Source organism: Streptomyces sp. NPDC059787 (genome assembly GCF_042732315.1).
Taxonomy (GTDB): domain Bacteria; phylum Actinomycetota; class Actinomycetes; order Streptomycetales; family Streptomycetaceae; genus Streptomyces; species Streptomyces atrovirens.
This window is the reverse complement of sequence record NZ_JBHWHX010000001.1, coordinates 248033-270671: the sequence shown is the minus strand read 5'-3', so window position 1 is coordinate 270671 and position 22639 is coordinate 248033. Positions and strand designations below refer to the sequence as shown.

35 protein-coding genes and 1 pseudogene are annotated in these 22639 nt (G+C 68.5%); 1 reads left to right on the top strand and 35 read right to left on the bottom strand.

Annotation, left to right across the window (positions count from 1 at the left end; genetic code table 11):
* Positions 1 to 32: 32 nt before the first annotated feature.
* The 35 genes and pseudogenes from infA to ACFV5H_RS01215 all read right to left on the bottom strand — a co-directional run bounded on the left by infA (position 33) and on the right by ACFV5H_RS01215 (position 21718).
* Positions 33 to 254 carry a translation initiation factor IF-1 gene (gene infA, locus ACFV5H_RS01385; protein ID WP_004927214.1) on the bottom strand — a complete coding sequence of 74 codons (222 nt, stop codon included), beginning with the start codon at positions 252 to 254 and terminating at the stop codon, positions 33 to 35.
* Positions 255 to 643: 389 nt separating this feature from the next.
* Entirely contained in the window at positions 644 to 1480 is an 837-nt protein-coding gene (gene map, locus ACFV5H_RS01380; RefSeq protein WP_385192120.1) for a type I methionyl aminopeptidase, read from the bottom strand.
* A gap of 192 nt (positions 1481 to 1672) precedes the next feature.
* Positions 1673 to 2326, bottom strand: a complete 654-nt coding sequence (locus ACFV5H_RS01375) for an adenylate kinase (RefSeq protein WP_385052200.1) — start codon at positions 2324 to 2326, stop codon at positions 1673 to 1675.
* Entirely contained in the window at positions 2326 to 3639 is a 1314-nt protein-coding gene (secY, locus tag ACFV5H_RS01370; protein WP_385052197.1) for a preprotein translocase subunit SecY, read from the bottom strand. Before secY ends, ACFV5H_RS01375 begins: the two co-directional genes overlap by 1 nt.
* Positions 3640 to 3882: 243 nt before the next feature.
* Positions 3883 to 4338 (bottom strand): 50S ribosomal protein L15, encoded by a 456-nt coding sequence (rplO, locus tag ACFV5H_RS01365; RefSeq protein WP_006140897.1) that lies wholly within the window; start codon positions 4336 to 4338, stop codon positions 3883 to 3885.
* 2 nt (positions 4339 to 4340) lie between these two features.
* Positions 4341 to 4523, bottom strand: a complete 183-nt coding sequence (gene rpmD, locus ACFV5H_RS01360; RefSeq protein WP_004984515.1) for a 50S ribosomal protein L30 — start codon at positions 4521 to 4523, stop codon at positions 4341 to 4343.
* A 2-nt stretch (positions 4524 to 4525) separates the two neighbouring features.
* Positions 4526 to 5131, bottom strand: coding sequence for a 30S ribosomal protein S5 (gene rpsE / locus ACFV5H_RS01355; protein WP_189558415.1), 606 nt, complete (start codon positions 5129 to 5131; stop codon positions 4526 to 4528).
* A gap of 40 nt (positions 5132 to 5171) precedes the next feature.
* A complete protein-coding gene (rplR, locus tag ACFV5H_RS01350) occupies positions 5172 to 5555 on the bottom strand; it encodes a 50S ribosomal protein L18 (RefSeq protein ID WP_030860987.1) in 384 nt (127 codons plus the stop codon).
* Positions 5556 to 5558: 3 nt separating this feature from the next.
* Positions 5559 to 6098: a 50S ribosomal protein L6 gene (gene rplF, locus ACFV5H_RS01345; RefSeq protein WP_073932757.1), complete on the bottom strand. Its 540-nt coding sequence runs from the start codon at positions 6096 to 6098 to the stop codon at positions 5559 to 5561.
* Positions 6099 to 6122: 24 nt separating this feature from the next.
* Positions 6123 to 6521: a 30S ribosomal protein S8 gene (rpsH, locus tag ACFV5H_RS01340; protein ID WP_030831671.1), complete on the bottom strand. Its 399-nt coding sequence runs from the start codon at positions 6519 to 6521 to the stop codon at positions 6123 to 6125.
* Positions 6522 to 6733: 212 nt separating this feature from the next.
* A complete protein-coding gene (locus ACFV5H_RS01335; RefSeq protein ID WP_003948630.1) occupies positions 6734 to 6919 on the bottom strand; it encodes a type Z 30S ribosomal protein S14 in 186 nt (61 codons plus the stop codon).
* Positions 6920 to 6924: 5 nt separating this feature from the next.
* Positions 6925 to 7482, bottom strand: a complete 558-nt coding sequence (gene rplE, locus ACFV5H_RS01330; protein WP_030860981.1) for a 50S ribosomal protein L5 — start codon at positions 7480 to 7482, stop codon at positions 6925 to 6927.
* Positions 7482 to 7805: a 50S ribosomal protein L24 gene (gene rplX, locus ACFV5H_RS01325; RefSeq protein ID WP_030860979.1), complete on the bottom strand. Its 324-nt coding sequence runs from the start codon at positions 7803 to 7805 to the stop codon at positions 7482 to 7484. The genes rplE and rplX overlap by 1 nt, the downstream gene beginning before the upstream one ends.
* A 2-nt stretch (positions 7806 to 7807) precedes the next feature.
* Positions 7808 to 8176 carry a 50S ribosomal protein L14 gene (gene rplN, locus ACFV5H_RS01320; RefSeq protein WP_030831680.1) on the bottom strand — a complete coding sequence of 123 codons (369 nt, stop codon included), beginning with the start codon at positions 8174 to 8176 and terminating at the stop codon, positions 7808 to 7810.
* A gap of 145 nt (positions 8177 to 8321) precedes the next feature.
* Positions 8322 to 8609, bottom strand: coding sequence for a 30S ribosomal protein S17 (gene rpsQ, locus ACFV5H_RS01315; protein WP_004927263.1), 288 nt, complete (start codon positions 8607 to 8609; stop codon positions 8322 to 8324).
* Positions 8606 to 8830 (bottom strand): 50S ribosomal protein L29, encoded by a 225-nt coding sequence (rpmC, locus tag ACFV5H_RS01310; RefSeq protein ID WP_007494763.1) that lies wholly within the window; start codon positions 8828 to 8830, stop codon positions 8606 to 8608. The genes rpsQ and rpmC overlap by 4 nt, the downstream gene beginning before the upstream one ends.
* Positions 8830 to 9249, bottom strand: a complete 420-nt coding sequence (gene rplP, locus ACFV5H_RS01305) for a 50S ribosomal protein L16 (RefSeq protein ID WP_004927269.1) — start codon at positions 9247 to 9249, stop codon at positions 8830 to 8832. The genes rpmC and rplP overlap by 1 nt, the downstream gene beginning before the upstream one ends.
* Before the next feature lie 5 nt (positions 9250 to 9254).
* Positions 9255 to 10082 carry a 30S ribosomal protein S3 gene (rpsC, locus tag ACFV5H_RS01300; RefSeq protein ID WP_030860973.1) on the bottom strand — a complete coding sequence of 276 codons (828 nt, stop codon included), beginning with the start codon at positions 10080 to 10082 and terminating at the stop codon, positions 9255 to 9257.
* Positions 10082 to 10429: a 50S ribosomal protein L22 gene (gene rplV, locus ACFV5H_RS01295; RefSeq protein WP_019329637.1), complete on the bottom strand. Its 348-nt coding sequence runs from the start codon at positions 10427 to 10429 to the stop codon at positions 10082 to 10084. The genes rpsC and rplV overlap by 1 nt, the downstream gene beginning before the upstream one ends.
* Positions 10430 to 10472: 43 nt before the next feature.
* Positions 10473 to 10754: a 30S ribosomal protein S19 gene (gene rpsS / locus ACFV5H_RS01290; protein WP_003948639.1), complete on the bottom strand. Its 282-nt coding sequence runs from the start codon at positions 10752 to 10754 to the stop codon at positions 10473 to 10475.
* Positions 10755 to 10766: 12 nt separating this feature from the next.
* Positions 10767 to 11603, bottom strand: coding sequence for a 50S ribosomal protein L2 (gene rplB / locus ACFV5H_RS01285; protein ID WP_004927281.1), 837 nt, complete (start codon positions 11601 to 11603; stop codon positions 10767 to 10769).
* 38 nt (positions 11604 to 11641) lie between these two features.
* On the bottom strand, positions 11642 to 12061 hold the full coding sequence (rplW, locus tag ACFV5H_RS01280; RefSeq protein WP_385052182.1) for a 50S ribosomal protein L23: 420 nt from the start codon (positions 12059 to 12061) through the stop codon (positions 11642 to 11644).
* Positions 12061 to 12720 (bottom strand): 50S ribosomal protein L4, encoded by a 660-nt coding sequence (rplD, locus tag ACFV5H_RS01275; RefSeq protein ID WP_385052179.1) that lies wholly within the window; start codon positions 12718 to 12720, stop codon positions 12061 to 12063. Before rplD ends, rplW begins: the two co-directional genes overlap by 1 nt.
* Before the next feature lie 8 nt (positions 12721 to 12728).
* Positions 12729 to 13373 carry a 50S ribosomal protein L3 gene (gene rplC, locus ACFV5H_RS01270; RefSeq protein ID WP_030046373.1) on the bottom strand — a complete coding sequence of 215 codons (645 nt, stop codon included), beginning with the start codon at positions 13371 to 13373 and terminating at the stop codon, positions 12729 to 12731.
* 17 nt (positions 13374 to 13390) lie between these two features.
* Complete coding sequence (gene rpsJ / locus ACFV5H_RS01265) at positions 13391 to 13699, bottom strand: 30S ribosomal protein S10 (RefSeq protein WP_003948644.1); 309 nt, start codon at positions 13697 to 13699, stop codon at positions 13391 to 13393.
* Positions 13700 to 14245: 546 nt separating this feature from the next.
* The gene (locus ACFV5H_RS01260; protein ID WP_385052176.1) at positions 14246 to 14446 is read right to left on the bottom strand and encodes a DUF397 domain-containing protein; all 201 of its coding nucleotides are present in this window, start codon (positions 14444 to 14446) and stop codon (positions 14246 to 14248) included.
* Positions 14443 to 14985 (bottom strand): annotated as a pseudogene (locus ACFV5H_RS01255) (DUF5753 domain-containing protein); the annotation flags it as partial. The gene ACFV5H_RS01260 and the pseudogene ACFV5H_RS01255, both read right to left, overlap by 4 nt.
* 228 nt (positions 14986 to 15213) lie before the next feature.
* Positions 15214 to 15780, bottom strand: a complete 567-nt coding sequence (locus ACFV5H_RS01250; RefSeq protein ID WP_385192117.1) for a hypothetical protein — start codon at positions 15778 to 15780, stop codon at positions 15214 to 15216.
* Between the two features lie 175 nt (positions 15781 to 15955).
* Positions 15956 to 16597: a hypothetical protein gene (locus ACFV5H_RS01245; protein WP_385192115.1), complete on the bottom strand. Its 642-nt coding sequence runs from the start codon at positions 16595 to 16597 to the stop codon at positions 15956 to 15958.
* A gap of 55 nt (positions 16598 to 16652) precedes the next feature.
* A complete protein-coding gene (locus ACFV5H_RS01240; RefSeq protein WP_385192113.1) occupies positions 16653 to 17126 on the bottom strand; it encodes a hypothetical protein in 474 nt (157 codons plus the stop codon).
* A 10-nt stretch (positions 17127 to 17136) separates the two neighbouring features.
* Positions 17137 to 17670: a hypothetical protein gene (locus ACFV5H_RS01235; protein WP_385192110.1), complete on the bottom strand. Its 534-nt coding sequence runs from the start codon at positions 17668 to 17670 to the stop codon at positions 17137 to 17139.
* 16 nt (positions 17671 to 17686) lie between these two features.
* The gene (locus ACFV5H_RS01230; RefSeq protein WP_385192107.1) at positions 17687 to 19279 is read right to left on the bottom strand and encodes a VWA domain-containing protein; all 1593 of its coding nucleotides are present in this window, start codon (positions 19277 to 19279) and stop codon (positions 17687 to 17689) included.
* An 8-nt stretch (positions 19280 to 19287) separates the two neighbouring features.
* Positions 19288 to 20496, bottom strand: coding sequence for an AAA family ATPase (locus ACFV5H_RS01225; RefSeq protein ID WP_385192104.1), 1209 nt, complete (start codon positions 20494 to 20496; stop codon positions 19288 to 19290).
* Positions 20497 to 20523: 27 nt separating this feature from the next.
* A complete protein-coding gene (locus ACFV5H_RS01220; RefSeq protein WP_385192101.1) occupies positions 20524 to 21171 on the bottom strand; it encodes a hypothetical protein in 648 nt (215 codons plus the stop codon).
* Between the two features lie 214 nt (positions 21172 to 21385).
* The gene (locus ACFV5H_RS01215; protein ID WP_385192098.1) at positions 21386 to 21718 is read right to left on the bottom strand and encodes a cupin domain-containing protein; all 333 of its coding nucleotides are present in this window, start codon (positions 21716 to 21718) and stop codon (positions 21386 to 21388) included.
* Between the two features lie 139 nt (positions 21719 to 21857).
* On the opposite strand from ACFV5H_RS01215, the gene ACFV5H_RS01210 reads away from it, so the two are divergent.
* The gene (locus ACFV5H_RS01210) at positions 21858 to 22625 is read left to right on the top strand and encodes a YqjF family protein (RefSeq protein ID WP_385192095.1); all 768 of its coding nucleotides are present in this window, start codon (positions 21858 to 21860) and stop codon (positions 22623 to 22625) included.
* The last annotated feature ends 14 nt before the right edge of the window (positions 22626 to 22639 follow it).

Genomic DNA, 22639 nt, shown 5'->3' with positions numbered 1-22639 from the left:
ATCACCCCGGCGGGCCGGGGAGCGGGCAAGATCTACTTGTACCGGTAGACGATCCGGCCACGCGTCAGGTCGTACGGAGACAGCTCCACCACGACCCGGTCGTCAGGGAGGATGCGGATGTAGTGCATGCGCATCTTGCCGCTGATGTGTGCCAGGACCTGGTGGCCGTTCTGGAGCTCGACCCTGAACATGGCGTTCGGAAGAGACTCGACGACAGTGCCCTCGATCTCGATGGCACCTTGCTTCTTGGCCACGCTTCGCCCTTCGAATCGACTACCTTGATCGACTCTGGCGTGCACCGTGTGTAGCACATGCAGACATGCGGGTGCACAAGAGCCGACGAGTCAGTCTACGTCAGCGCACCCGGAAACACGAATCGGGGAAGTCTGCCCCACGAGGCTGATCCTTAACCGAGCGGAACTCGTCCCTTGACGCCGCTCTCCGGCCGGCGGACCGGCGGACCGCCCGGGGCCGGCCGTCAGCCGAGCGGATCCGGCGCGGCCGTGACGCCCATCTCCGCGAGCTTCGCCTTGCCGCCGGCCCGATCCTTGACGCCGCTCTCGCGGGCTCGGCGCCCGGGGCGCCTCACAGGCTTCGAGCGGCTGCGCCGGCCTCCGGCCGGCGGACCGCCCGGGGCCGGCCGTCAGTCGAGCGGATCCGGGGCGGCCGTGACGCCCATCTCCGCGAGCTTCGCCTTGCCGCCGTCGGGGGCCGTCAGGACCAGGGGGCCCTGCTCGGTGAGGGCGACCGAGTGCTCCCAGTGGGAGGACCAGGTGCCGTCGGTGGTGATGACCGTCCAGTCGTCGGAGAGGACCTTCGTCCTGGGGGCGCCCAGGGAGACCATCGGCTCGATGGCGAGGCAGAAGCCCGGGACCAGCTTGGGGCCCTTGCCCCGCTTGCGGTCGACGTAGTTCAGCAGGTGCGGGTCCATGTGCATCTCGGTGCCGATGCCGTGGCCGCCGTAGTCCTCGATGATCCCGTACTTGCCGCCGCCCGGCTTGGGCTGGCGGCGGATGTACGTCTCGACCGCGCGGGAGATGTCGACGAGCCGGTTGCCCTGCTTCATGGCCGCGATGCCGGCCCACATCGACTCCTCGGTCACCCGGGACAGCTCGACCAGCTCCGGGGAGTGGCCGGACCCGACGAACGCGGTGTACGCGGCGTCGCCGTGCCAGCCGTCGATGATCGCGCCGCAGTCGATGGAGATGATGTCGCCGTCCTTGAGGACGACGTCGTCGGAGGGGATGCCGTGGACGACGACGTCGTTCACCGAGGTGCAGATCGTCGCGGGGAAGCCGCCGTAGCCGAGGAAGTTCGGCTTGGCGTTGTGCTCCGCGAGCACCTTGCGGGCGACCTGGTCCAGATCCTTCGTCGTGGCCCCGGGCACGGCGGCCTCACGGGTGGCCGCGTGGATGGCGGCGACCACCAACCCCGCCTCACGCATCTTGGCGATCTGCTCAGGGCTCTTGATCTGCACCATGGGGAGGACGGCCTTTCTGGACCAGGAAGGGATACGAACGCTGTCCACGATAACCGCGGGCAATCGTGCCGCAGGGCGGCACGGGTGGGCGCGACAGCACCCCGTAAGCGCCGGGCTGCGCAACCCGCCCCCGTCAAGCCACAGCCGCGGTCCCTTACCCGAAGGAACCGCGGCTGCGACCGACGTACAGAGCTACTCGCCGCTCTTCAGCGCCTCCAGCGCACGCCCCGTGACCTCGTCGACGGGACCCATCGCGGAGATGGTCACCACCAGCCCCTGCGCCCGGTAGTAGTCGATGATCGGCTCGGTCTGCGTGTGGTAGACCTCCAGCCGCGTCCGCACGGTCGACTCGGAGTCGTCGTCCCGCTGGTACAGCTCACCACCACAGACGTCGCACACGCCCTCCTGCTTCGGCGGGCTGTACGTCACGTGGAACACGTGCGCGGACTCGTTGCGGCAGATCCGCCGCCCGGCGATCCGCTTGACGACCTCGTCCTCGGGGGCCTCCAGATCGAGGACCGCGTCCAGCTTGATGCCCTCGGTCTGCAGCAGCTCGTCCAGCGCCTCGGCCTGCGACACATTGCGCGGGAAGCCGTCCAGCAGGAAGCCGCCCTCGGCGTCGGGCTGCTCCATGCGGTCCTTGGCCATGGCGATGGTGACCTCGTCGGGAACGAGATTGCCCGCGTCCATGTAGGACTTCGCGAGCTTCCCCAGCTCGGTCTGCCGGCTGATGTTGGCGCGGAACAGGTCGCCTGTCGAAATGTGCGGGATGCGCAGTTTCTCGGCAAGGCGGGTGGCCTGCGTACCCTTACCGGCACCCGGCGGCCCGACGAGGACGATTCGCATCAGCGGAGGAACCCTTCGTAATTGCGCTGCTGGAGCTGGCTCTCGATCTGCCTCACCGTCTCGAGACCGACACCCACGATGATCAGGATGCTGGTCCCGCCGAACGGGAAGTTCTGGTTCGCCCCGAAACCAGCCAACGCCATTGTCGGCACGAGAGAGATCAGACCCAAGTACAGCGAACCCGGCCAGGTGATCCGGTTGAGTACGTAGCTGAGGTACTCAGCGGTCGGTCGGCCAGCCCGGATGCCCGGGATGAAGCCACCATACTTCTTCATGTTGTCGGCGACTTCCTCGGGGTTGAAGGAGATCGCCACGTAGAAGAAGGCGAAGAACACGATCAGGAGGAAGTACAGAACGATGTGCGCCGTGGCCCCGGGGTCGGCGAGATTCGCCTCGATCCACGTCGCCCAGCCCGCCGTCGAGCTGGAGAACTGGACGATCAGCGCCGGGATGTACAGCAGCGACGCGGCGAAGATGACGGGGATCACGCCCGCCTGGTTCACCTTGAGCGGGATGTACGTCGACGTACCGCCGTAGGAACGGCGGCCGACCATGCGCTTGGCGTACTGCACGGGGATCCGGCGCTGGGCCTGCTCGACGAAGACGACCAGGCCGACCATGACGAACCCGACGAGCATCACGGTGCCGAACTCGATCCAGCCGTCCGCGAGGCTGCCCTGCTGCTTGATGGCCCACAGGGCGGAGGGGAAGGTCGCGGCGATCGAGATGAACATCAGGATCGACATGCCGTTGCCGATGCCGCGGTCGGTGATGAGCTCACCGAGCCACATGACGACGGCCGTACCGGCGGTCATGGTGACGACCATGGTGACGGTCACGAAGATCGACTGGTCCGGGACGATCTGGCTCGCGACCGGGCAGCCCTGGAACAGGGCGCCGCTGCGGGCGGTGGCCACCAGGCCGGTGCCCTGGAGGATGGCCAGCGCCACCGTCAGATAACGGGTGTACTGCGTGATCTTCGCCGTACCGGCCTGGCCCTCCTTCTTGAGGGCTTCCAGACGCGGGATCACCACGGTCAGCAGCTGCAGGATGATCGACGCGGTGATGTAGGGCATGATGCCCAGCGCGAAGATCGTGATCTGGAGCAGCGCCCCGCCGCTGAACATGTTGACCAGACCGAACAGACCCGAATTGGCTTCGGCATTGTCGATGCAGGTCTGGACGTTGCGGTAGTCGACACCCGGAATGGGAACGTTGGTACCGATGCGGTACACCACGATGATGCCGAGCGTGAAGAGCAGCTTCTTGCGCAGGTCGGGCGTCTTGAACGCCCGGGCGAACGCGGTGAGCACGGTGCCTCCTGCGACCCCCCGCGCAACTGCGTCAAGGGTGACGGTCTTGAGATTCCGACTAAGGACGAATACGTAACGGTCAACTGCCGCCCTGAGTGCCCCGCTGGGGCGCCCGAGGTCAGTGGGCAGCGCAGGCCACCTTACCGGCGACCATGCCGCCCTAGGAACGACCAACCGGGGATACCCCAAATGTGGGGTATCCCCGGTCGGGATCGCTCTACGTCATCGAGACACCTGAAAGGGTCAGACGAGCTCGGTGACGGTACCGCCGGCGGCGGTGATCTTCTCCTTGGCGGAGCCGGAGACGGCGTCGACCGTCACCTGCAGCGCCACGGAGACCTCGCCCTGGCCCAGGACCTTGACGAGGCTGTTCTTGCGCACGGCACCCTTGGCCACGAGGCCCTCGACGGTGACCTCGCCACCCTCGGGGTAGAGCGCGGCCAGCTTGTCGAGGTTCACGACCTGGTACTCGGTCTTGAACGGGTTCTTGAAGCCCTTCAGCTTCGGGAGGCGCATGTGGAGGGGCATCTGGCCACCCTCGAAGCGCTCCGGAACCTGGTAACGGGCCTTGGTGCCCTTCGTACCACGACCGGCCGTCTTACCCTTCGACGCCTCACCACGACCGACACGGGTCTTGGCGGTCTTGGCGCCGGGGGCGGGACGGAGGTTGTGGATCTTGAGCGGGTTGTTCTCCGCCATGATCAGTCGACCTCCTCGACCGTCACGAGGTGGCGGACGGTGTGCACCATGCCGCGGAACTCGGGGCGGTCCTCCTTGACGACCACGTCGTTGACCTTCTTCAGGCCAAGCGAGCGCAGCGTGTCACGGTGGTTCTGCTTGCTACCGATGTAGGACTTGACCTGCGTAATCTTGAGCTGCGCCATGATTACGCACCCGCCCCGGCACGCGCACGGAGAAGAGCCGCGGGGGCGACGTCCTCGAGCGGCAGACCACGGCGGGCCGCGATCTCCTCGGGACGCTGCAGGCCCTTGAGGGCCGCCACGGTCGCGTGCACGATGTTGATCTGGTTGTCGGAGCCGAGCGACTTCGACAGCACGTCGTGGATACCGGCGCACTCGAGCACGGCGCGCACCGGACCACCGGCGATAACGCCGGTACCCGGGGACGCGGGCTTGAGCAGCACGACGCCGGCAGCCTTCTCACCCTGGATGGGGTGCGGGATGGTGCCCTGGATGCGGGGGACCTTGAAGAAGTGCTTCTTGGCCTCCTCAACGCCCTTGGCGATGGCGGCCGGCACCTCCTTGGCCTTGCCGTATCCGACACCCACGGTGCCGTCACCGTCGCCCACCACGACCAGCGCGGTGAAGCTGAAGCGACGACCACCCTTCACAACCTTGGCGACGCGGTTGATCGCGACGACGCGCTCAACGTACGCGGTCTTCTCGGCGGCAGCTGCGCCGCCGTCACGGCCCTTCCGGTCCCGCCGCTCGCCGCCACCGGCACCGCCACCGCGGCGCTGGGGTCCAGCCATTGGAATTACCTCTCTCTGTTTCCGCTAGCTCGGAACCGGCTCAGAACTTCAGGCCGGCTTCGCGGGCGGCGTCCGCCAGAGCGGCGATGCGCCCGGCGTACTGGTTACCACCACGGTCGAACACGACGGCCTCGACACCGGCGGCCTTGGCACGCTCGGCGACCAGGGCGCCGACCTGCTTGGCCTGCGCGGACTTGTCGCCCTCGCCACCGCGGACCGACGCGTCCAGGGTGGACGCCGACGCCAGGGTGTGACCCTTCAGGTCGTCGATCACCTGCGCCACGATGTGGCGGTTGGAGCGGGTCACGACCAGACGGGGACGCTCCGCGGTACCCGCGATCCGCTTGCGGATCCGGATGTGACGGCGCTTGATCGCGGCGCGCTTGTAGGCGTCGCCCTTGAGGATCTTCTGCCCGTATGCCATGGCTTACTTACCCGCCTTTCCGACCTTGCGGCGGATGACTTCGCCCTCGTACTTGACACCCTTGGCCTTGTACGGGTCGGGCTTGCGCAGCTTGCGGATGTTGGCCGCAACCTCGCCGACCTTCTGCTTGTCGATGCCCTCGACCGAGAAACGGGTCGGAGCCTCGACCTTGAAGGTGATGCCCTCGGGCGCCTCGACGGTGATCGAGTGGCTGTAGCCGAGGGAGAACTCCAGGTTCGAACCCTTGGCGACAACGCGGTAACCGACACCGCTGATCTCGAGCTTCTTCACGTAACCCTGGGTCACGCCGGTGATCATGTTCGCCACCAGCGTGCGGGACAGGCCGTGAAGGGCCTTGTTCTGACGCTCGTCGTTGGGGCGGGTGACGTTCAGCACGCCGTCCTCACCCTTGACGATCTCGATCGGCGCCACGACGGTGTGGGTCAGCGTGCCCTTGGGGCCCTTGACCGAGACCGTACGGCCGTCGATGGTGACGTCCACGCCGGCGGGAACCGCGATGGGGAGCTTGCCGATGCGCGACATAGCTGTTTCCTCCGTTCCCTTCCGCTACCAGACGTAGGCGAGGACTTCCCCACCCACGCCCTTCTTGCCGGCCTGCTTGTCGGTGAGGAGCCCGTGCGACGTGGAGATGATCGCCACGCCGAGGCCGCCCAGCACCTTCGGCAGGTTGGTGGACTTCGCGTACACCCGGAGACCGGGCTTGGAGATCCGCTTGATGCCCGCGATGGAGCGCTCACGGTTCGGGCCGAACTTCAGCTCGAGGACGAGGTTCTTGCCGACCTCGGCGTCCTCGGTCTTCCAGCCCGTGATGAAGCCCTCCTGCTGGAGGATCTCCGCGATGTGCGACTTGATCTTCGAGTGCGGCATCGCCACGGAGTCGTGGTACGCCGAGTTCGCGTTCCGCAGACGCGTAAGCATGTCTGCGATCGGATCAGTCATGGTCATGAATTGGCCTTCGGCCTCTCTCGCCGGGGTTTCCTGGTGCGCCATCCCTCTCCCCGATCCGAGACGGGACGGGTGCGGCGCGGTGGACCTACGGCGTAGTAAGTCGTACGGGCACGGCAGGTGCCCAACCCCGCAAGCCTAAGCCATACGGAGTGGGCCTCCTGCCGTTCCCATTGCTTACCGAGAGCCCTGGGAGTCCGGAATTACCGGGACTACCAGGAGCTCTTGGTCACGCCCGGCAGCTCGCCACGGTGAGCCATCTCACGAAGGCACACGCGGCACAGGCCGAACTTGCGGTACACGGAGTGCGGGCGGCCACAGCGCTGGCAGCGGGTGTAGCCACGCACGCCGAACTTGGGCTTGCGAGCAGCCTTCGCGATCAGAGCCTTCTTCGCCATCTCGCTCACGCCTCCTTGAAGGGGAAGCCGAGGTGACGGAGAAGGGCGCGGCCCTCTTCGTCGTTGGTCGCCGTGGTCACCACGGTGATGTCCATACCCCGGGTGCGGTCGATCTTGTCCTGGTCGATCTCGTGGAACATGACCTGCTCCGTGAGACCGAAGGTGTAGTTGCCACGGCCGTCGAACTGCTTGGGGGACAGGCCGCGGAAGTCGCGGATGCGCGGCAGCGCGAGCGACAGGGTGCGGTCCAGGAACTCCCACATGCGGTCGCCACGGAGCGTGACGTGGGCACCGATCGGCTGGCCCTCACGCAGCTTGAACTGCGCGATGGACTTGCGGGCCTTGGTGACGGCCGGCTTCTGACCGGTGATCGTGGTGAGGTCGCGGATGGCGCCCTCGATCAGCTTGGAGTCGCGGGCGGCGTCGCCCACACCCATGTTGACCACGATCTTGACGAGGCCGGGAACCTGCATGACGTTCTCGTAGGAGAACTGCTCGCGCAGCTTGCCCGCGATCTCCTCGCGGTACTTCGTCTTCAGACGCGGAGTGGTGGTGGTCGTCATCAGATGTCCTCACCCGTCCGCTTGGCAACGCGGATCTTGTTGCCTTCGTCGTCGAAGCGGTAACCGACGCGCGTGACGACCTTCTTGCCGTCCTTCTCCACGACCAGCTGGACGTTGGAGACGTGGACCGGGGCCTCGGTGGTCACGATGCCGCCGGCCTGCGAGCCACCGGCGGTCGGGCCGGCCTTGGTGTGCTTCTTGACCCGGTTGACACCCTCGACCAGGACACGGTCCTCGCGGGGGTAGGCCGCGATGACCTTGCCCTGCTTGCCCTTGTCCTTGCCGGTGATGACCTGGACCAGGTCGCCCTTCTTGATCTTCATGCTCACAGCACCTCCGGCGCGAGGGAGATGATCTTCATGAACTTCTTCTCGCGCAGCTCACGGCCGACCGGGCCGAAGATACGGGTGCCGCGAGGGTCGCCGTCGTTCTTCAGAATGACGGCGGCGTTCTCGTCGAAGCGGATGTACGAGCCGTCCGGACGGCGGCGCTCCTTGACGGTGCGAACGATGACCGCCTTGACGACGTCACCCTTCTTCACGTTGCCACCGGGGATCGCGTCCTTGACGGTGGCGACGATGACGTCACCGATGCCCGCGTAGCGGCGACCGGAGCCACCGAGCACACGGATGCAGAGGACTTCCTTCGCACCCGTGTTGTCGGCGACACGCAGTCGCGACTCCTGCTGGATCACGTCTATCTCCTGTTTGTCTGCCGGTTCCCCGACGGGGTCGACCTGCTTTTGTCAAGCACAGCGACCCCGTCGGAGCCTGGCGGAACTGTCCTGCGAGGGATGCCCCGCAGGAACGTACTTTTGGGAATTCCCTTACGGGAACTACCTACTTGGCCTTCTCGAGGATCTCGACGATGCGCCAGTGCTTCGTGGCGGACAGCGGCCGGGTCTCCATCAGGAGGACGCGGTCGCCGACGCCGGCGGCGTTCTGCTCGTCGTGGGCCTTGAGCTTGCTCGTGCTGCGGATGACCTTGCCGTACAGCGCGTGCTTCTTGCGGTCCTCGACAGCGACGACGACGGTCTTGTCCATCTTGTCGCTGACGACGATGCCCTCACGGGTCTTGCGGTCGCCCCGAGCCTCGGTGTTCGTCTCAGTCACGTTGTTCTCGCTCATGCGTTCTCCACCGTTTCGATGCCCAGCTCGCGCTCGCGCATCAGGGTGTAGATCCGCGCGATGTCCTTACGGACGGCCTTCAGCCGACCGTGGTTCTCGAGCTGACCGGTCGCCGCCTGGAAGCGGAGGTTGAACAGCTCTTCCTTGGCCTCGCGGAGCTTCGCGAGAAGCTCCTCGTTGCCCAGCTCGCGCAGCTCGGACGCCTTGGTACCGGCCGACATCACGCTTCACCTGCCTCGCGCTTGACGATCCGGCACTTCATCGGCAGCTTGTGGGCCGCACGGGTCAGCGCCTCACGGGCGATCTTCTCGTTGGGGTAGGACAGCTCGAACATGACCCGGCCCGGGTGCACGTTCGCGATCCACCACTCCGGCGAACCCTTACCGGAACCCATGCGGGTCTCGGCCGGCTTCTTCGTGAGCGGGCGGTCCGGGTAGATGTTGATCCAGACCTTGCCACCACGCTTGATGTGGCGGGTCATCGCGATACGGGCCGCCTCGATCTGGCGGTTGGTCACGTACGCCGGCGTGAGGGCCTGAATGCCGTACTCGCCGAACGCAACCGTCGTACCGCCCTTGGCCTGGCCACGGCGCTTCGGGTGGTGCTGCTTGCGGTGCTTGACCCTACGGGGGATCAGCATGTCGGTCAGGCCTCCGTTCCGGTGCTCTCAGCCGGAGCGGCAGCCGGAGCGTCGGCCTTGGGGGCCTCGGCAGCGGGAGCCTGCTGCGGCTTGCGGCCGCGGCCGCCACGCTCGCCACCGCGGCCACCACGGGCCGGGCGGTCGGCGCCACCGCGGGCCGGGCGGTTACCCGCACGGGCAGCGGCGTTCTCGGCGCGGACCTCGGCGATGTTCTTGACGTCGCCCTTGTAGATCCAGACCTTCACACCGATGCGGCCGAAGGTCGTCTTGGCCTCGAAGAAGCCGTAGTCCACGTTCGCGCGGAGCGTGTGCAGGGGCACACGGCCCTCGCGGTAGAACTCCGAGCGGGACATCTCGGCGCCACCGAGGCGGCCACCGCACTGGATCTTGATGCCCTTGGCGCCGGCCTTCATCGTGCCCTGCATGCTCTTGCGCATGGCGCGACGGAAGGAGACGCGGGAGGAGAGCTGCTCGGCGACGGCCTGGGCCACCAGCTGAGCGTCCGTCTCGGGGCTCTTGACCTCGAGGATGTTCAGCTGGACCTGCTTGCCGGTCAGCTTCTCCAGGTCACCGCGGATGCGGTCGGCCTCGGCGCCGCGGCGGCCGATGACGATGCCGGGACGGGCGGTGTGGATGTCCACACGCACGCGGTCACGGGTGCGCTCGATCTCCACCTTCGAGATGCCGGCGCGCTCCATGCCGGACGTCATCATCCGACGGATGGCGACGTCTTCCTTGACGTAGTCCTTGTACAGCTTGTCGGCGTACCAACGCGACTTGAAGTCGGTCGTGACACCGAGCCGGAACCCATGCGGGTTAACCTTCTGGCCCATTACCGGGTTCCTTCCTTGCTGCTGACGACCACGGTGATGTGGCTGGTCCGCTTGCGGATCCGGTAGGCACGGCCCTGGGCGCGCGGACGGAACCGCTTCAGGGTCGGGCCCTCGTCGACGTACGCCTCGGAGATGTAGAGGCTGTCGGCGTCGGTGTGGTCGTAGTTGTGCGCGGCGTTGGCGATGGCGCTGTCCAGCACCTTGCCGACCGGCACGCTCGCGGCCTGCGGGGCGAAACGCAGGACCGCCTGAGCCTCCGTGGCGTCCATGCCACGGATGAGGTCCACCACGCGGCGGGCCTTCATGGGCGTGACGCGGATGTACCGCGCCTGGGCCCTGGCTTCCATGGTTGTCCCTTCAGTGTTTGTCATGGTCAATCCACCCCGCTGACTAGCGGCGCTTCGACTTCCGGTCGTCCTTGACGTGACCCCGGAAGGTGCGCGTCGGCGAGAACTCGCCGAGCTTGTGGCCGACCATGGACTCGGTGACAAACACCGGGATGTGGGTCTTGCCGTTGTGCACCGCGATCGTGTGGCCCAGCATCGCCGGGACGATCATCGAGCGACGGGACCAGGTCTTGATGACGTTCTTGGTACCGGCTTCGTTCTGGACGTCCACCTTCTTGATCAGGTGGTCGTCGACGAAGGGTCCCTTCTTCAAGCTACGAGGCATCTCAACCCGTCCTTAGCGCTTCTTGTTCGTCTTGCGGCGGCGGACGATGTACTTGTTCGACGCCTTCTTGGGCGAACGAGTACGGCCTTCCTTCTTGCCCCACGGGGACACGGGGTGGCGACCACCGGAGGTACGGCCCTCACCACCACCGTGCGGGTGGTCGACCGGGTTCATGACGACACCACGGACGGTCGGGCGGACGCCCAGCCACCGCTTGCGGCCGGCCTTGCCCCAGTTGATGTTCGACTGCTCGGCGTTGCCGACCTCGCCGACCGTGGCGCGGCAGCGCTGGTCGACCAGGCGGATCTCTCCGGACGGCATGCGCAGGTGGGCCATCGAGCCCTCCTTCGCGAGCAGCTGCACGGAGGCACCGGCGGAGCGGGCGAACTTGGCGCCGCCACCGGGACGGAGCTCGATCGCGTGGATCGTGGTACCGACCGGGATGTTGCGGAGGGCCAGGTTGTTGCCCGGCTTGATGTCGGCCCCGGGACCGTTCTCGACGCGGTCGCCCTGCTGCAGGTTGCGCGGGGCGAGGATGTAGCGCTTCTCGCCGTCGGCGTAGTGCAGCAGCGCGATGCGCGCGGTGCGGTTGGGGTCGTACTCGATGTGCGCGACCTTCGCCGGCACGCCGTCCTTGTCGTGACGACGGAAGTCGATCACTCGGTAGGCGCGCTTGTGGCCACCGCCCTGGTGGCGGACGGTCACACGACCGGAATTGTTACGGCCGCCCTTGCTGTGCAGGGGACGGACCAGCGACTTCTCCGGCGTGGACCGCGTGACCTCGACGAAGTCGGCGACGCTGGAGCCACGACGGCCCGGAGTCGTCGGCTTGTACTTGCGGATACCCATTTCTCAGTCCTCGTCCGATATCGAACGATCCTGACCGCTTACGCGGTCGGACCGCCGAAGATGTCGATACGGTCGCCCTCGGCGAGGGTCACGATCGCGCGCTTGGTCGCCGCACGCTGACCGAAACCGGTCTTGGTGCGCTTGCGCTTGCCGATGCGGTTGATCGTGTTGACCCCGGTGACCTTGACCTCGAAGACCGCCTGGACGGCCTGCTTGATCTGGGTCTTGTTCGCGTTGGGGTCGACGATGAACGTGTACTTGTTCTCGTCGATGAGCGCGTAGCTCTTCTCCGACACGACCGGCTTCAGCAGGACGTCACGGGGGTCCGTGTACGCCTTGCTCGCCGGGGTGACGACGGTGTTCTTGCCTTCGGCCTCGTGGCGGCGCGCCTTGGCGACGCGCGCGGCCTTGGCCTTCTTGGCCGCCTTGGAGGCGATGGAGGGGTGACGGGCAGCCATCAGACCTCGCTCCCTTCGTTGTCGTTGGCCTTGTTCGGGCCGGCGACGAAGGACTCGAAAGCGGCCTTGGTGAAGACCACGTCGTCCGAGACGAGAACGTCGTACGTGTTCAGCTGGCCCGGCTCCAGGATGTGGACCTGGGGCAGGTTGCGGGCGGACAGCCACGCGGCCTCGTCGGCGCGGTCGACGACCAGGAGCAGGTTCTTGCGCTCCGAGATCTTGCCGAACAGCGACTTGGCGGCCTTCGTGGAGGGGGTCTCGCCCTCGATCACGCCGGTGACGACGTGAATGCGGTTGTGGCGCGCCCGGTCGGTGAGGGCGTGACGCAGAGCGGCAGCCTTCATCTTCTTGGGGGTGCGCTGCGAGTAGTCGCGCGGCACGGGACCGTGCACGACGCCACCACCGGCGAACTGCGGCGCGCGGGTCGAGCCCTGACGGGCGCGGCCGGTGCCCTTCTGGCGGTACGGCTTCTTGCCGCCACCACGGACCTCGCCGCGACGCTTGGTCTTGTGCGTGCCCTGGCGGGCAGCGGCGTTCTGCGCGACGACGACCTGGTGGATCAGCGGAATGCTGATCTTCTCCACGCCGAAGATCTCCGCGGGGAGCTCGACGCTACCGGTCTTCTCGCCCGCAGGCGAAAGGATGTCAACAGTGCTCATCGGTTACCTCAGGCCCCCTTGGCCGCGGTGCGGACCAGGACGAGGCCGCCGTTCGGACCGGGAACCGCGCCCTTGATGAGCAGCAGACCCTTCTCCGCGTCAACGGCGTGGACGGTCAGGTTCTGGGTGGTGACCCGCTCGTTGCCCATGCGACCCGCCATGCGGAGGCCCTTGAACACGCGGCCCGGGGTGGCGCAGCCACCGATGGAGCCCGGCGAGCGGTGCTTGCGCTGGGTGCCGTGACCGGCGCCGAGGCCCTTGAAGTTGTGACGCTTCATGACACCGGCGAAGCCCTTGCCCTTGCTCTTGCCGGTGACGTCGACCTTCACGCCCGACTCGAAGACCTCAGCGGTGACTTCCTGGCCCAGCGTGTACTCGGAGGCGTCCGCGGTGCGGATCTCGACGAGGTGACGACGGGGGGTGACGTCGGCCTTGGCGAAGTGGCCCTTGAGGGGCTTGTTCACCTTGCGCGGGTCGATCTCGCCGAAGGCGATCTGGACCGACTCGTAGCCGTCGACGTCGTTCGTGCGGACCTGGGTGACGACGTTGGGGCCGGCCTTGACGACGGTGACCGGAACAACACGGTTGTTCTCGTCCCACACCTGCGTCATGCCGAGCTTCTCGCCCAGGATGCCCTTGATCTGCTTAGCCATTCTCAGATCACCGGCCTTCAGAGCTTGATCTCGATGTCGACACCGGCCGGGAGGTCGAGTCGCATCAGAGAGTCAACGGTCTTGGGGGTCGGGTCGAGGATGTCGATCAGGCGCTTGTGCGTGCGCATCTCGAAGTGCTCGCGCGAGTCCTTGTACTTGTGCGGCGACTTGATGACGCAGTACACGTTCTTCTCAGTGGGCAGCGGCACCGGGCCCGCGACCGACGCACCAGTGCGAGTCACCGTCTCGACGATCTTCTTCGCCGAAGAGTCGATGACCTCGTGGTCGTAGGCCTTGAGCCGGATGCGGATCTTCTGTCCCGCCATGGCTACTCCGTAGTCCTGTCTCTCTTTACGCCCTGGAACCCGGTGTTCCAGCTCTCGTCCTCCGACCCACGCGGTCGGGTGTGTCGCGCTCCCGCCGACATGAATGTCCCCTGTTCGAACATCCCTGCGGGATTGACACGGCCCTACCAGAACCGCGGACCGAGGGCGAAAGGCCCACCGGGCGCCTGGTCGGCGCTGCGCATACGCTTCCCGGAAGATTCCCGTACGTCCGCCCCTCATCAGGGACGACGAGTACCGTGGGACTCGCTTCCGGTCCTCCCGACGGGAGGCGCGCAGCATCAACACTCGACCGAGCAACTCGGACAGTCTGCCACACGGGGACCGGGGCTGGCCAATCGGGCGGAAGACATTACCCCGAAGGTGACGGGGATCAAACGCCGGAGCGCCGGAACCGCGGTTCGCCACTCCGGGACACGCTGCCGGACGATCTCACCGAGTCGCAGCACTCAGCGCGGCGTGACGGAGCGAACCGTCCCTTACGGGAAACATGGGGTCACGGAGGGCACGGAGCTTGCGCCGTCGCGATCAGTCGGACGTACGCGCCGAGCCGAGCGGCGCGATGAACGCGGCCCACGCCCGCGGCGTGAGCGCGAGGCGCGGGCCGGATACGTTCTTGGAGTCACGGACGTGGACGGTGGTGGGGGTGGGGGCGATTTCGATGCAGTCGTTGCCGTTGCTGCTGTCGCTGTAGCTGCTCTTGAACCAGTGGAGTTCCGGCGTACTCATAGCTCTCCCAGCGTTTGCTCGATGAAGACCAGAGACTCCTCTGGTGTGAGCGCCTGAGCCCGGATGATGCCATAGCGCAGATCAAGGACGCGGAGCTGCCTGGGGTGCGAGACCGGGCGGCCCCCGAAGTCACCATCGGTACGCCCCATCCCCGTACCGTCCGCGAACTTGAGCACCTGGATACGGCCGCCCGTTCCCGGGTGGTTCGCACAGGCGGTCGGCATCACCTGAAGCTCCACGAACGGCAACCTCGCTACTTCCAGCATGTGTTCGAGCTGTCGGCGCAGCACCATTGTGTCCCCGATCGGGCGGCGCAGCGTCACCTCTTCCAGGACGAAGCCGAACTCCGGTGCGGGTGAGCGCTCGAAGACGGACTTCCGGACCATCCGAGCGGCCACCATACGTTCCAGCTCATCCGGCGAGTAGGCCGGACGTCAGGTGCGAAGCAGCGCTCGCGCGTACTCCTCCGTCTGCAACAACCCGTGGATGTTGTGATTGCTGTACAGCGACATCTCCACCGCCCGCTCCTCCAGCTCGGCCCGCGTCCCCATCGTGGCCTCCAGCGTCCAGACGCGGACCTCGGCCCTCGCCCGGTCCGCGTACAGGTCCCGCTCGGAGACGATGCTCAGGTCGCCGGTGCCCAGCTGCTGTCGTACGGCGTGCGCGCCCAGGTCCATGCCGGTGGTACCACCGTCACAGAGCGCGGTGAGGAAGGAGCCGCCCCAGGCCCGCCGGTGCAGCGCCCTGGCGTGCCACGCCCATGGCGCCTATGCCCCGCCGAGCATGTCGTCCTCATCGAATCCGAGCTCGTCCTCGATGCCCAGTTCCTCCGCCGCGTGCCGGCGCAGAGGGTCCGGCCAGGCGCCCGGCTCGCTCACGGCCACGCTCCGCAGGAACCGCTCGGCTTCGGCACCACCGATCTCCCCCAGCGCCTGGATGCCTTTGACGCAGAAGGTGAAGAAGGGGCCGTCCGTGTCCTTCCTCTCCCGAACGAGTGTGGAGATCGGCTCCACCCCCTCCGGGGCCCGCAGCTCACCGAGCATGTCGACCAGGTCCTCGGTGTTCACGCCCAAGGGGCGCGAGGCGAGTACCGAAGCCAGCAGCGGGGCGAGGCCGTCGGGGCGCAGGTGGACCGCCACGCCCGCAAGCCGTTCGAACCGGCGCCAGTCCTCCGCTTCCGAAACGGTCCGCAACCAGCCGAGAATCCGGGTGCGCACCTCGGGGACCTCCGCCACGACGTCCTCGGCGCACTCCCGTCCCACGTATCCGCGGCCGGCGACGAGAGAGTCCGCCCGTTCCATCAGCGCCTTCGCTTCCACCGTGTCGTCCGACATGTGCGCCGCTCTCCTGGTCCCGGTCCCGGCAGCCCCGCTGGTGCGCGGTCAGAACGGTTGGTGTGTCTCTCTGAGAATGCTCGCGTCGAGCACGTAGGCGGATCCTTCATGGAGGCCGAAGCCCAGCCCGTCCCGCTCCGGCGTGGGAGACGCCGAACGAGCGGATCACACGCCGTCACGGATCGATACGGTCCTCCAGCACGTGGGCGAACGAGCGGAACGCCGACCTGCCCGCGGCGGTGGCGTCCGAGTCCGGACGGAGGATGTCGGGCAGGCACGCCGTCCGCCACATCCTGAAGACCGTGGCCGCCGCGGCGGGCTCGCTCCGGTTCGCCAGCAGCAGAGCGATGTCCAGCGCCTCCGCGATCTCCCCCGCCGAGTCGTCGGCGGTCCTCCGGCCGGCGACGGCAGCGGTCACCATCGCCTGCAGCAGACGGGTGAGCCGGAGATCCGCGCCCGTGCGGCACATGCGCCGTACCGCGCGCAGTTGTCCCAGATCCTCGAGCCGTGGCGTGATCTCCTCAATGCCGACGGCCCACAGCAGCAACGAGGGGGCTGTGACGGGGTGGTCGCGCAGCCAGCTGAGTTCGTCCACGATCGCCATACTCAGCTCGGAGAACTGTCCGGTCTCACGCAGGAGCACCAGGAGGCGGTCCACCTCGCTCCGATGACGGCTCAACCAGCCGGCCACCGAGGCCCGCGCGACATCCCAGGTTCCCGTGGCGGCCACGGCTCCGATCTCGACGACACCGCCCAGCGGGCCGAAGATCTCACGAGCGAGCGCCTGTTCCGGAACCGCGGAGTCGTTCACTGTCATCGTGCGTTTCCCCGCGCCTTCCTGAAGCCCGACGGAAAGGCCGGCCCGTCACTCCTCAGGGACGCCGGCCGCGCAGAGCCCGCCAGGCGTCACCCACCGTATCCTCGGACCGCAGCCACCAGCCCTCCAGCTTGTTCCGGACCGTCGTATACGCCTTCCACCGCTTGAGCCACGGCGGCAGCTCCCGGAAGGGAACAAAGGTCAGGGTGTCGTCGACGGCATTCACGGCGATGCTCATGCGGCCGGGGCCCGCCGCCCGCAGCACGTCGTACAGCTCCGGCGTCAACGCCCCGTTGAGCCGCGCCGCAGTGCCCACCGCCGTGAACGCGAACCCCCGCTGAGCGACGTCCGGCAACCGCGTCGCCCGGACGATCCGGGGCGACGCCTCCTCCAGCGGGCAGTTGAAGGCCAACCCGATCGCCGCCGTTCCGAGATGGCTCTCACCGCGCTCGAACGCGGCATCCCAGTCCGCGGGGTCGTCGATACCCAGCAGCCCTTCGCCGGTTTCCCAGTCCCATGCGGATTCCACAGGGCCCCACTCACCTTCCCTTGTCGTCCGGACCCGGTTCCGTCGCGAGGATGTGCAACACCTGCCAGCGGGCCTCCTCCCAGCGGGCACGGCGGGCGGCGAGCCGCTCGTCGGCGCCGTCGGGGGCCCGCTGCGCGTACCAGCGCCCGGCCCTCGCCTGCATCTCGCGGGCGACGGAGAAACAGGGGAGGAGACTGACCTGTCCGTACCCTTTCGCGTCGCTCATCAGCTGCTCGGTGCCGACCCGTGCGGCCTGCAAGGTCGGCTCCACTCCCCTGGCGGCGTCGTATCGGTGGCCCTCCCACCGCATACCGGTCTCCAGGAGCCGCTCGTGTGCCCGGAACAGCCGCGGGTGTGCCTCGCCGAGGTCGATCGCCTCGTGGGCCGCCGCGATGTGGACCAGGCAGGCCTCCAGTACCGGTTCCTCGATCTCAGCCCGCTCGATGTCGAGCACATGCCGTGCGAAGTCCAGGGCCAGATGTGCCGCGCGTGTCTCGTCGACCTCGTCGAGCAGGTCGCGCAGCAAGCTGGGAAGGACGATCACTCGCGGCTCCTGGAAGTCAGATCACGCGGAAGAGGTCGGCGGTGGTGTGGACGTCGGTGAGGTCCTCGATGAGGCGGAGGTTGTCGCACAGGGCCTGGAGGACCGAGTCGGCCGCGGCGGCGCGCGGGGCGCCGATGACCAGGCCGAAGACCCGGAAGCCGAGCCGGTGCCGGGTGTCGTTCCAGGTGCGCGTCCACTCCTCGGTGACGCCGCAGTCGTCGTCGGTGATCATCACGATGTCGCCGCGCATGCGGGCGGTGTCGTCGAATTCCGCCTCCAGCAGCTCGCCCGCCGCCGACAGCGGGGTCTGGTAGCTGGTGCCGCCGCCGAGGAAGGTCTCGGCGAAGTCGACGGTCCGCTCGACGGGGGCCGGCTCGTCCGCCGGGAAGCGGAAGACCTGGAGCCTGCCGGGGGCGGAGAACAGGATGCCGACGAAGTCACGTCCGGCGTGGCGGGCCTGGTCGAGCAGGGCCAGGGCGCACGCCTTGGACCAGGCCTCCCGGGTGATTCCGCCCGGCCCCTCCTCGTACATGGAGTGCGAGGTGTCCACGCACGCGATGATCGCGCCCCGGCCGGTGGTCTGCTCGCCCCGGCTGTCGTAGAGCATCAGTTCCCCGGCGGCGTAGCGGGCGGCGAACACCGCGCGCAGTTCGGGCAGGCCGAGGTGGGCCAGTTCGGAGGGGACGACGCGGGAGAGGTCGTCGCCGAGGGTGACGCCGACCAGTTCCCCGGTGGCGTTCTCCACCTTGCGGGCGCGCTCGCCGCTCGCCATCTGCCGGAAGCGTCCGATCAGGTCGGCCCACCGGGCGAGGCGGCCGGTGCGCAGCCGTTCGGCGAGGCGGGCGCGCTCGGCGAACGGCATCCGCTCCAGTTCGCCGGATCCGACTCCCCACGCCCGCATCAGCGCGGCCTCCTGTCGGACGGTCTCCGCGGCCCTCGCGACGGCGCCGCGTGCGGTGGCGCGGATTCCGGGGACGGCCGTCGCGGCGGCCCGGGCGGCCTGCCGTGCCGCGGCCTCGGCCGCCTCGGCTGTTTCGGCGGTCCCGATCGCCCGGCGTACGGCGTCGGAGGCCCGCGCGGTGCCGGCCTCGTCGGCCTCCTCGGCGGCCTCCTGGAGCGTCTCGTCCACGGCGGTCGCCGCCGCTTCGGCGGCCCGCTGGGCCTGTTTCGCCCGCTCGCCCTGCTCCTGCGCGTCCCGGGCGCGCTCCAGCAGCCCGCGCAGCGCTCCGGCCTGGGCGAGTACGGCCATGGCGGCGGCGTAGGGATCGCCGGCCGTCTCCCGGCGCAGTCCGGTGAACTCCGGTGACTCCGTCAGTGCGGTCATGATCTGGTGGTTGACCAGCCGGGAGGGGTCCATCGCGGCCGGTTCGCGCAGCCGCGGGCCGGCCTTGTACGCGGCCAGGAACACGTCGGTGAGGAGGTCGGCGGTGTGGTGGCCGTGGCGGTCGCCCAGCTCCGCCGCCAGATCGCGCAGGGCGGCCGACTGCTCGTAGGTGTCGTGCCAGGTGATGCGGTCGAACCGGTCCGCGACCACAGCGGCGGTGTGCCGTTCGACAGTGGTGGCGGGCCGGGCGAGCCATGCCCCGGCCCTGGTCGCGAGCTCGTCCATGGTGCCGCTCAGAGCTGCGCCCGCACCGTGCTCGCGTCCACGCCGAGGGCCTCGGTGAGGACGCGAGCGCGGACGGCGCGCTGGCGGCCGGTGACCCGGTCGATGGCGGTGGTCGAGCGGCCGGCGCCCACCGCCTCGGCACGCAGCCTCTCCAGCCGTCTGCCCGCCGTGGCGAGCTGGTGGTGTGCCTTCTTGATGACCCACTCGCTCAGTGCCTCGCGGGACTGTCCGGCCATGGCGTCGAGCTGGGCCTCCAGTTCCTCGATGGTGTCGGCCAGGTCGAGCGCCTCCTTGGCGTCGGGGTTGACCAGGTGCAGCACCTCGCGTTCGACGGTCGGGCGCTGGGCCGGGGAGTCCCACAGCACATGGGTCAGCACCGGCAGGTCGGTCTCGGCGACCGCCGTACGGCCGTCGAGGTACGCGGAGGCCTGGAGCAGGCCCACCGCCTGCCGCCAGCGGCGGTCGGAGGCGACGAGTTCCTTGCGGCGCAGGGCGGCCCGCAGGGTGCACACCGCGTCCACGATCGCGTCAGGGACGTCCACGGCCGGTACGGTCTCGGTCACGGCGTGCCGCAGCGCGGTCAGCTCGATGGTCGTCCGGGCCGGGGCGGCCGGGCGGTGGACGGCGGAGCGGACGAGCGCGGCGAAGTTCGAGGGGTCCTCCAGGTAGCCGACCTCGATCCGCACCAGCAGCCGGTCGTAGATCGCGGCCGAGTCCTCCCCACTGGGGAGTTCGTTGCTGGCGGTGATGGCCCCGATGAGGGGGCAGCGGATCGGTTCGCCGCCGTTCTCGGGGTGGTAGATCCGCTCGTTGAGGTAGCCCAGGGTCTCGTTCAGCGCCGCCGTGGAACATTTGAAGATCTCGTCGATGAACGCGACGTGGGCGGTGGTGGCGCGGCCGTCGTAGACCTGGCGGTACTCGCCCCGGGCGAGCGCGGCGACGTCGATGGGGCCGAACATCCGCGTCGGCGCGGTGAACTTCGACAGCAGGATCTCCCAGTAGGCCGCGCCCTCGATCCGGCCCGTGAGTTCCCGCGCCATCTCGGACTTCGCCGTCCCGGGCGGTCCGAGCAGCAGCGAGTGCTGTCCGGCCAGCAGGGTCACCAGCAACGTCCGTACGACGTCGGCGCGTTCGTAGAACCGCTCCGACAGCTCGTCGCCGATCGCCCGGAGTCGGCGGGCCGTGCCCTCCGCGTCCTCCGCATCCGCCGTGTCCATGGCCGCTCCCCTTTCCCTCCGCGGTTCTCAGTCCACGAAGCGGAACGTCGACGTGATCGCGTCGAAGATGTCGAAGAAGGAGTCCGCGAGGTCCAGGACCTGGCTGCTGCCGGCGACCAGGGCGACCTTGCCCTCCTGGCCGGGCACGGGGACGAAGGTCTGCATCAGCACGGCACGGACGGTCCGGCCGAGTTCGTCGCCGGGGACCGGGATGTCCTCGATGCCGTACGTCCGCGCGGCCGGGCCGGTGCCGGGTATGTCGACGGTGGTGACCTTGCGCCAGGAGTCGCCCGCCTTCTTCGCCTCCTTGACGGCGAGCTGGGCGGCGACGGCGGCCGGGTCGGTGGGCAGCGGGTCGCCCTTGCTCGTACGGCCGCCGACCAGGGAGACCGTCACCGAGCCGGTGATCGGGGTGTCACCGCCGAAGCTCTCCGCCATGCAGCCGCAGTACAGCGCGCCGGACTTCCAGGCGTCCGCGGCGGCCTTCCGCAGGAAGGAGATGTACGTGTCCCGGTGCGGGGCCAGTTCCGGGTGGGCGCGCAGGCGTTCGTTCACCATCCGGTGGACGGAGTCGTCCCGCGACTCCGGCCGCACGTCGAACTCCCACCACGACTCCGGCACCTTGATCCGGAAACCGCCCCGCTCGACGGTCAGCGCCTCCATGTAACGGGCCATGACGCCGGCGTCCCCCTTCGGTCGACACACTCGATCACCTGTTCCGACATCGTCCCATCGAGTGGTCCGTTCGTGTGACGGGATCCGGCTCGTATGCGGGGTGGGGAGGCGCCGGACATCCGGTGACGCGCCCCGCCGCCACGGACGACCTGCCGGGCCGGGAGCGCCCGAAGGAGCGCGGGGAACTGCGCGACCGGCCACGACGGCGGAGCGCTCAGCCCTGTTTGGCGACCGTGAGGAGGACCGCCGCGTCCTCCAGTGCCTCCAGGCCGTGGCGGACCGGAGGGATGACGATCAGATCACCCGTCCGCCCCTCCCACTCCGTGTCGCCGCTGGTGAGGCGGACGCGGCCGCGCAGGACCAGCAGGGTCGCCTCGCCGGGACTGTCGTGCTCGGCGAGGGACGTGCCGGCGGTCAGCGCGAGGAGGGTCTGGCGCAGGGTGTGCTCGTGGCCGCCGTGGACGGTGGTGGCGCTGCGGCCGCTGGAGGCGGCGGCGGCGCGTTCCAGGTGTTCGCGGGCGAGGGCGTCGAGGGAGAGCTTCTGCATGGCACCGAGCCTTCCCGAGGGGCCTTGCCGGTCACCAGGGCCATGTGGGGTACATCGTGGTGTCCGCGGCGTCCGTGGTGTCCGCCACGTGCACTCGTACTGCCGTACGGCTGTCGGTGCCCTCCGCGATACTGGCGCGGTGCCGCCGACACCGCCTCCCCCGCAGCCGATCACGCCCGACCCGCCGGAGGCGATCGCGCGTCCGCTGCTCACCCAGTCGTGGCTGGACCTGACGTTCGTCCACTGGGCGGTGGACCCGGCCGACGTGGCCCCGCTGCTGCCGCCGGGCACCGTGCCGGACACCCTGGACGGTGTCACGTACGTCGGTCTCGTCGCGTTCCGGATGCACAGGGTGGGGTGGCTGCGCCTGCCGGGTGTGCCGTATCTCGGGAACTTCCCGGAGACCAACGTCCGCCTGTACTCGGTGGACGCGCACGGGCGGCGCGGGGTCGTCTTCCTCTCCCTGGACGCCTCCCGGCTGATCCCGGTGGCGGTCGGCCGGCTGGGGTTCCGGATGCCGTACCTCTGGTCCCGGATGCGTGTGGAGCACCTCGACGGCGGCACGGTGACGTACACCGCTTCCCGGCGCTGGCCCGGACCGCGGGGCGCCGGCGGCCGCATCACCGTACGCAGGGGCGAGCTGATCGCGGAGCCGACCGGTCTTGAGCACTTCCTGACCGCCCGCTGGGGCATGCACGGCGCCTTCTTCGGGCGGTCGATGTACCTGCCCAACGCCCATCCGCGCTGGCCCCTGCACCGGGCCGAGCTGCTGGAGTGCGAGGAGGACCTGGTCGCCGCGGCCGGGCTGCCGGGGCCGGCCGGGGAGCCGGTGAGCGTGCTGTACTCACCGGGCGTCCCCGCCCGCTTCGGACGCCCGGCCCGTCCGGCCGGCATCCCCACACCGTGACGGCGTGACGCGGG

What these genes read in the sequence shown, in the direction of transcription:
- map (WP_385192120.1), bottom strand. Translation starts at nt 1,480, where the DNA reads ATGGTGCAGATCAAGAGCCCTGAGCAGATCGCCAAGATGCGTGAGGCG.
- rpmC (WP_007494763.1), bottom strand. Translation starts at nt 8,830, where the DNA reads ATGTCGGCCGGTACCAAGGCGTCCGAGCTGCGCGAGCTGGGCAACGAG.
- rplC (WP_030046373.1), bottom strand. Translation starts at nt 13,373, where the DNA reads ATGGCTAAGCAGATCAAGGGCATCCTGGGCGAGAAGCTCGGCATGACG.
- rpmD (WP_004984515.1), bottom strand. Translation starts at nt 4,523, where the DNA reads ATGGCGCAGCTCAAGATTACGCAGGTCAAGTCCTACATCGGTAGCAAG.
- rplV (WP_019329637.1), bottom strand. Translation starts at nt 10,429, where the DNA reads ATGGAAGCCAGGGCCCAGGCGCGGTACATCCGCGTCACGCCCATGAAG.
- ACFV5H_RS01230 (WP_385192107.1), bottom strand. Translation starts at nt 19,279, where the DNA reads ATGGACGAGCTCGCGACCAGGGCCGGGGCATGGCTCGCCCGGCCCGCC.
- ACFV5H_RS01220 (WP_385192101.1), bottom strand. Translation starts at nt 21,171, where the DNA reads ATGGCCCGTTACATGGAGGCGCTGACCGTCGAGCGGGGCGGTTTCCGG.
- rpsQ (WP_004927263.1), bottom strand. Translation starts at nt 8,609, where the DNA reads ATGAGCGAGAACAACGTGACTGAGACGAACACCGAGGCTCGGGGCGAC.
- rplP (WP_004927269.1), bottom strand. Translation starts at nt 9,249, where the DNA reads ATGCTGATCCCCCGTAGGGTCAAGCACCGCAAGCAGCACCACCCGAAG.
- rpsC (WP_030860973.1), bottom strand. Translation starts at nt 10,082, where the DNA reads ATGGGCCAGAAGGTTAACCCGCATGGGTTCCGGCTCGGTGTCACGACC.
- ACFV5H_RS01215 (WP_385192098.1), bottom strand. Translation starts at nt 21,718, where the DNA reads ATGCAGAAGCTCTCCCTCGACGCCCTCGCCCGCGAACACCTGGAACGC.
- rplD (WP_385052179.1), bottom strand. Translation starts at nt 12,720, where the DNA reads ATGAGCACTGTTGACATCCTTTCGCCTGCGGGCGAGAAGACCGGTAGC.
- rplB (WP_004927281.1), bottom strand. Translation starts at nt 11,603, where the DNA reads ATGGGTATCCGCAAGTACAAGCCGACGACTCCGGGCCGTCGTGGCTCC.
- rplO (WP_006140897.1), bottom strand. Translation starts at nt 4,338, where the DNA reads ATGGCGGAGAACAACCCGCTCAAGATCCACAACCTCCGTCCCGCCCCC.
- rplE (WP_030860981.1), bottom strand. Translation starts at nt 7,482, where the DNA reads ATGACGACCACCACCACTCCGCGTCTGAAGACGAAGTACCGCGAGGAG.
- ACFV5H_RS01260 (WP_385052176.1), bottom strand. Translation starts at nt 14,446, where the DNA reads ATGAGTACGCCGGAACTCCACTGGTTCAAGAGCAGCTACAGCGACAGC.
- ACFV5H_RS01225 (WP_385192104.1), bottom strand. Translation starts at nt 20,496, where the DNA reads ATGGACACGGCGGATGCGGAGGACGCGGAGGGCACGGCCCGCCGACTC.
- rpsE (WP_189558415.1), bottom strand. Translation starts at nt 5,131, where the DNA reads ATGGCTGGACCCCAGCGCCGCGGTGGCGGTGCCGGTGGCGGCGAGCGG.
- rpsH (WP_030831671.1), bottom strand. Translation starts at nt 6,521, where the DNA reads ATGACCATGACTGATCCGATCGCAGACATGCTTACGCGTCTGCGGAAC.
- rplR (WP_030860987.1), bottom strand. Translation starts at nt 5,555, where the DNA reads ATGGCATACGGGCAGAAGATCCTCAAGGGCGACGCCTACAAGCGCGCC.
- rplX (WP_030860979.1), bottom strand. Translation starts at nt 7,805, where the DNA reads ATGAAGATCAAGAAGGGCGACCTGGTCCAGGTCATCACCGGCAAGGAC.
- rplW (WP_385052182.1), bottom strand. Translation starts at nt 12,061, where the DNA reads ATGGCTGCCCGTCACCCCTCCATCGCCTCCAAGGCGGCCAAGAAGGCC.
- ACFV5H_RS01245 (WP_385192115.1), bottom strand. Translation starts at nt 16,597, where the DNA reads ATGACAGTGAACGACTCCGCGGTTCCGGAACAGGCGCTCGCTCGTGAG.
- rpsJ (WP_003948644.1), bottom strand. Translation starts at nt 13,699, where the DNA reads ATGGCGGGACAGAAGATCCGCATCCGGCTCAAGGCCTACGACCACGAG.
- rpsS (WP_003948639.1), bottom strand. Translation starts at nt 10,754, where the DNA reads ATGCCTCGTAGCTTGAAGAAGGGACCCTTCGTCGACGACCACCTGATC.
- ACFV5H_RS01335 (WP_003948630.1), bottom strand. Translation starts at nt 6,919, where the DNA reads ATGGCGAAGAAGGCTCTGATCGCGAAGGCTGCTCGCAAGCCCAAGTTC.
- ACFV5H_RS01250 (WP_385192117.1), bottom strand. Translation starts at nt 15,780, where the DNA reads ATGTCGGACGACACGGTGGAAGCGAAGGCGCTGATGGAACGGGCGGAC.
- rplF (WP_073932757.1), bottom strand. Translation starts at nt 6,098, where the DNA reads ATGTCGCGCATCGGCAAGCTCCCCATCGCGGTTCCCGCCGGCGTGGAC.
- ACFV5H_RS01375 (WP_385052200.1), bottom strand. Translation starts at nt 2,326, where the DNA reads ATGCGAATCGTCCTCGTCGGGCCGCCGGGTGCCGGTAAGGGTACGCAG.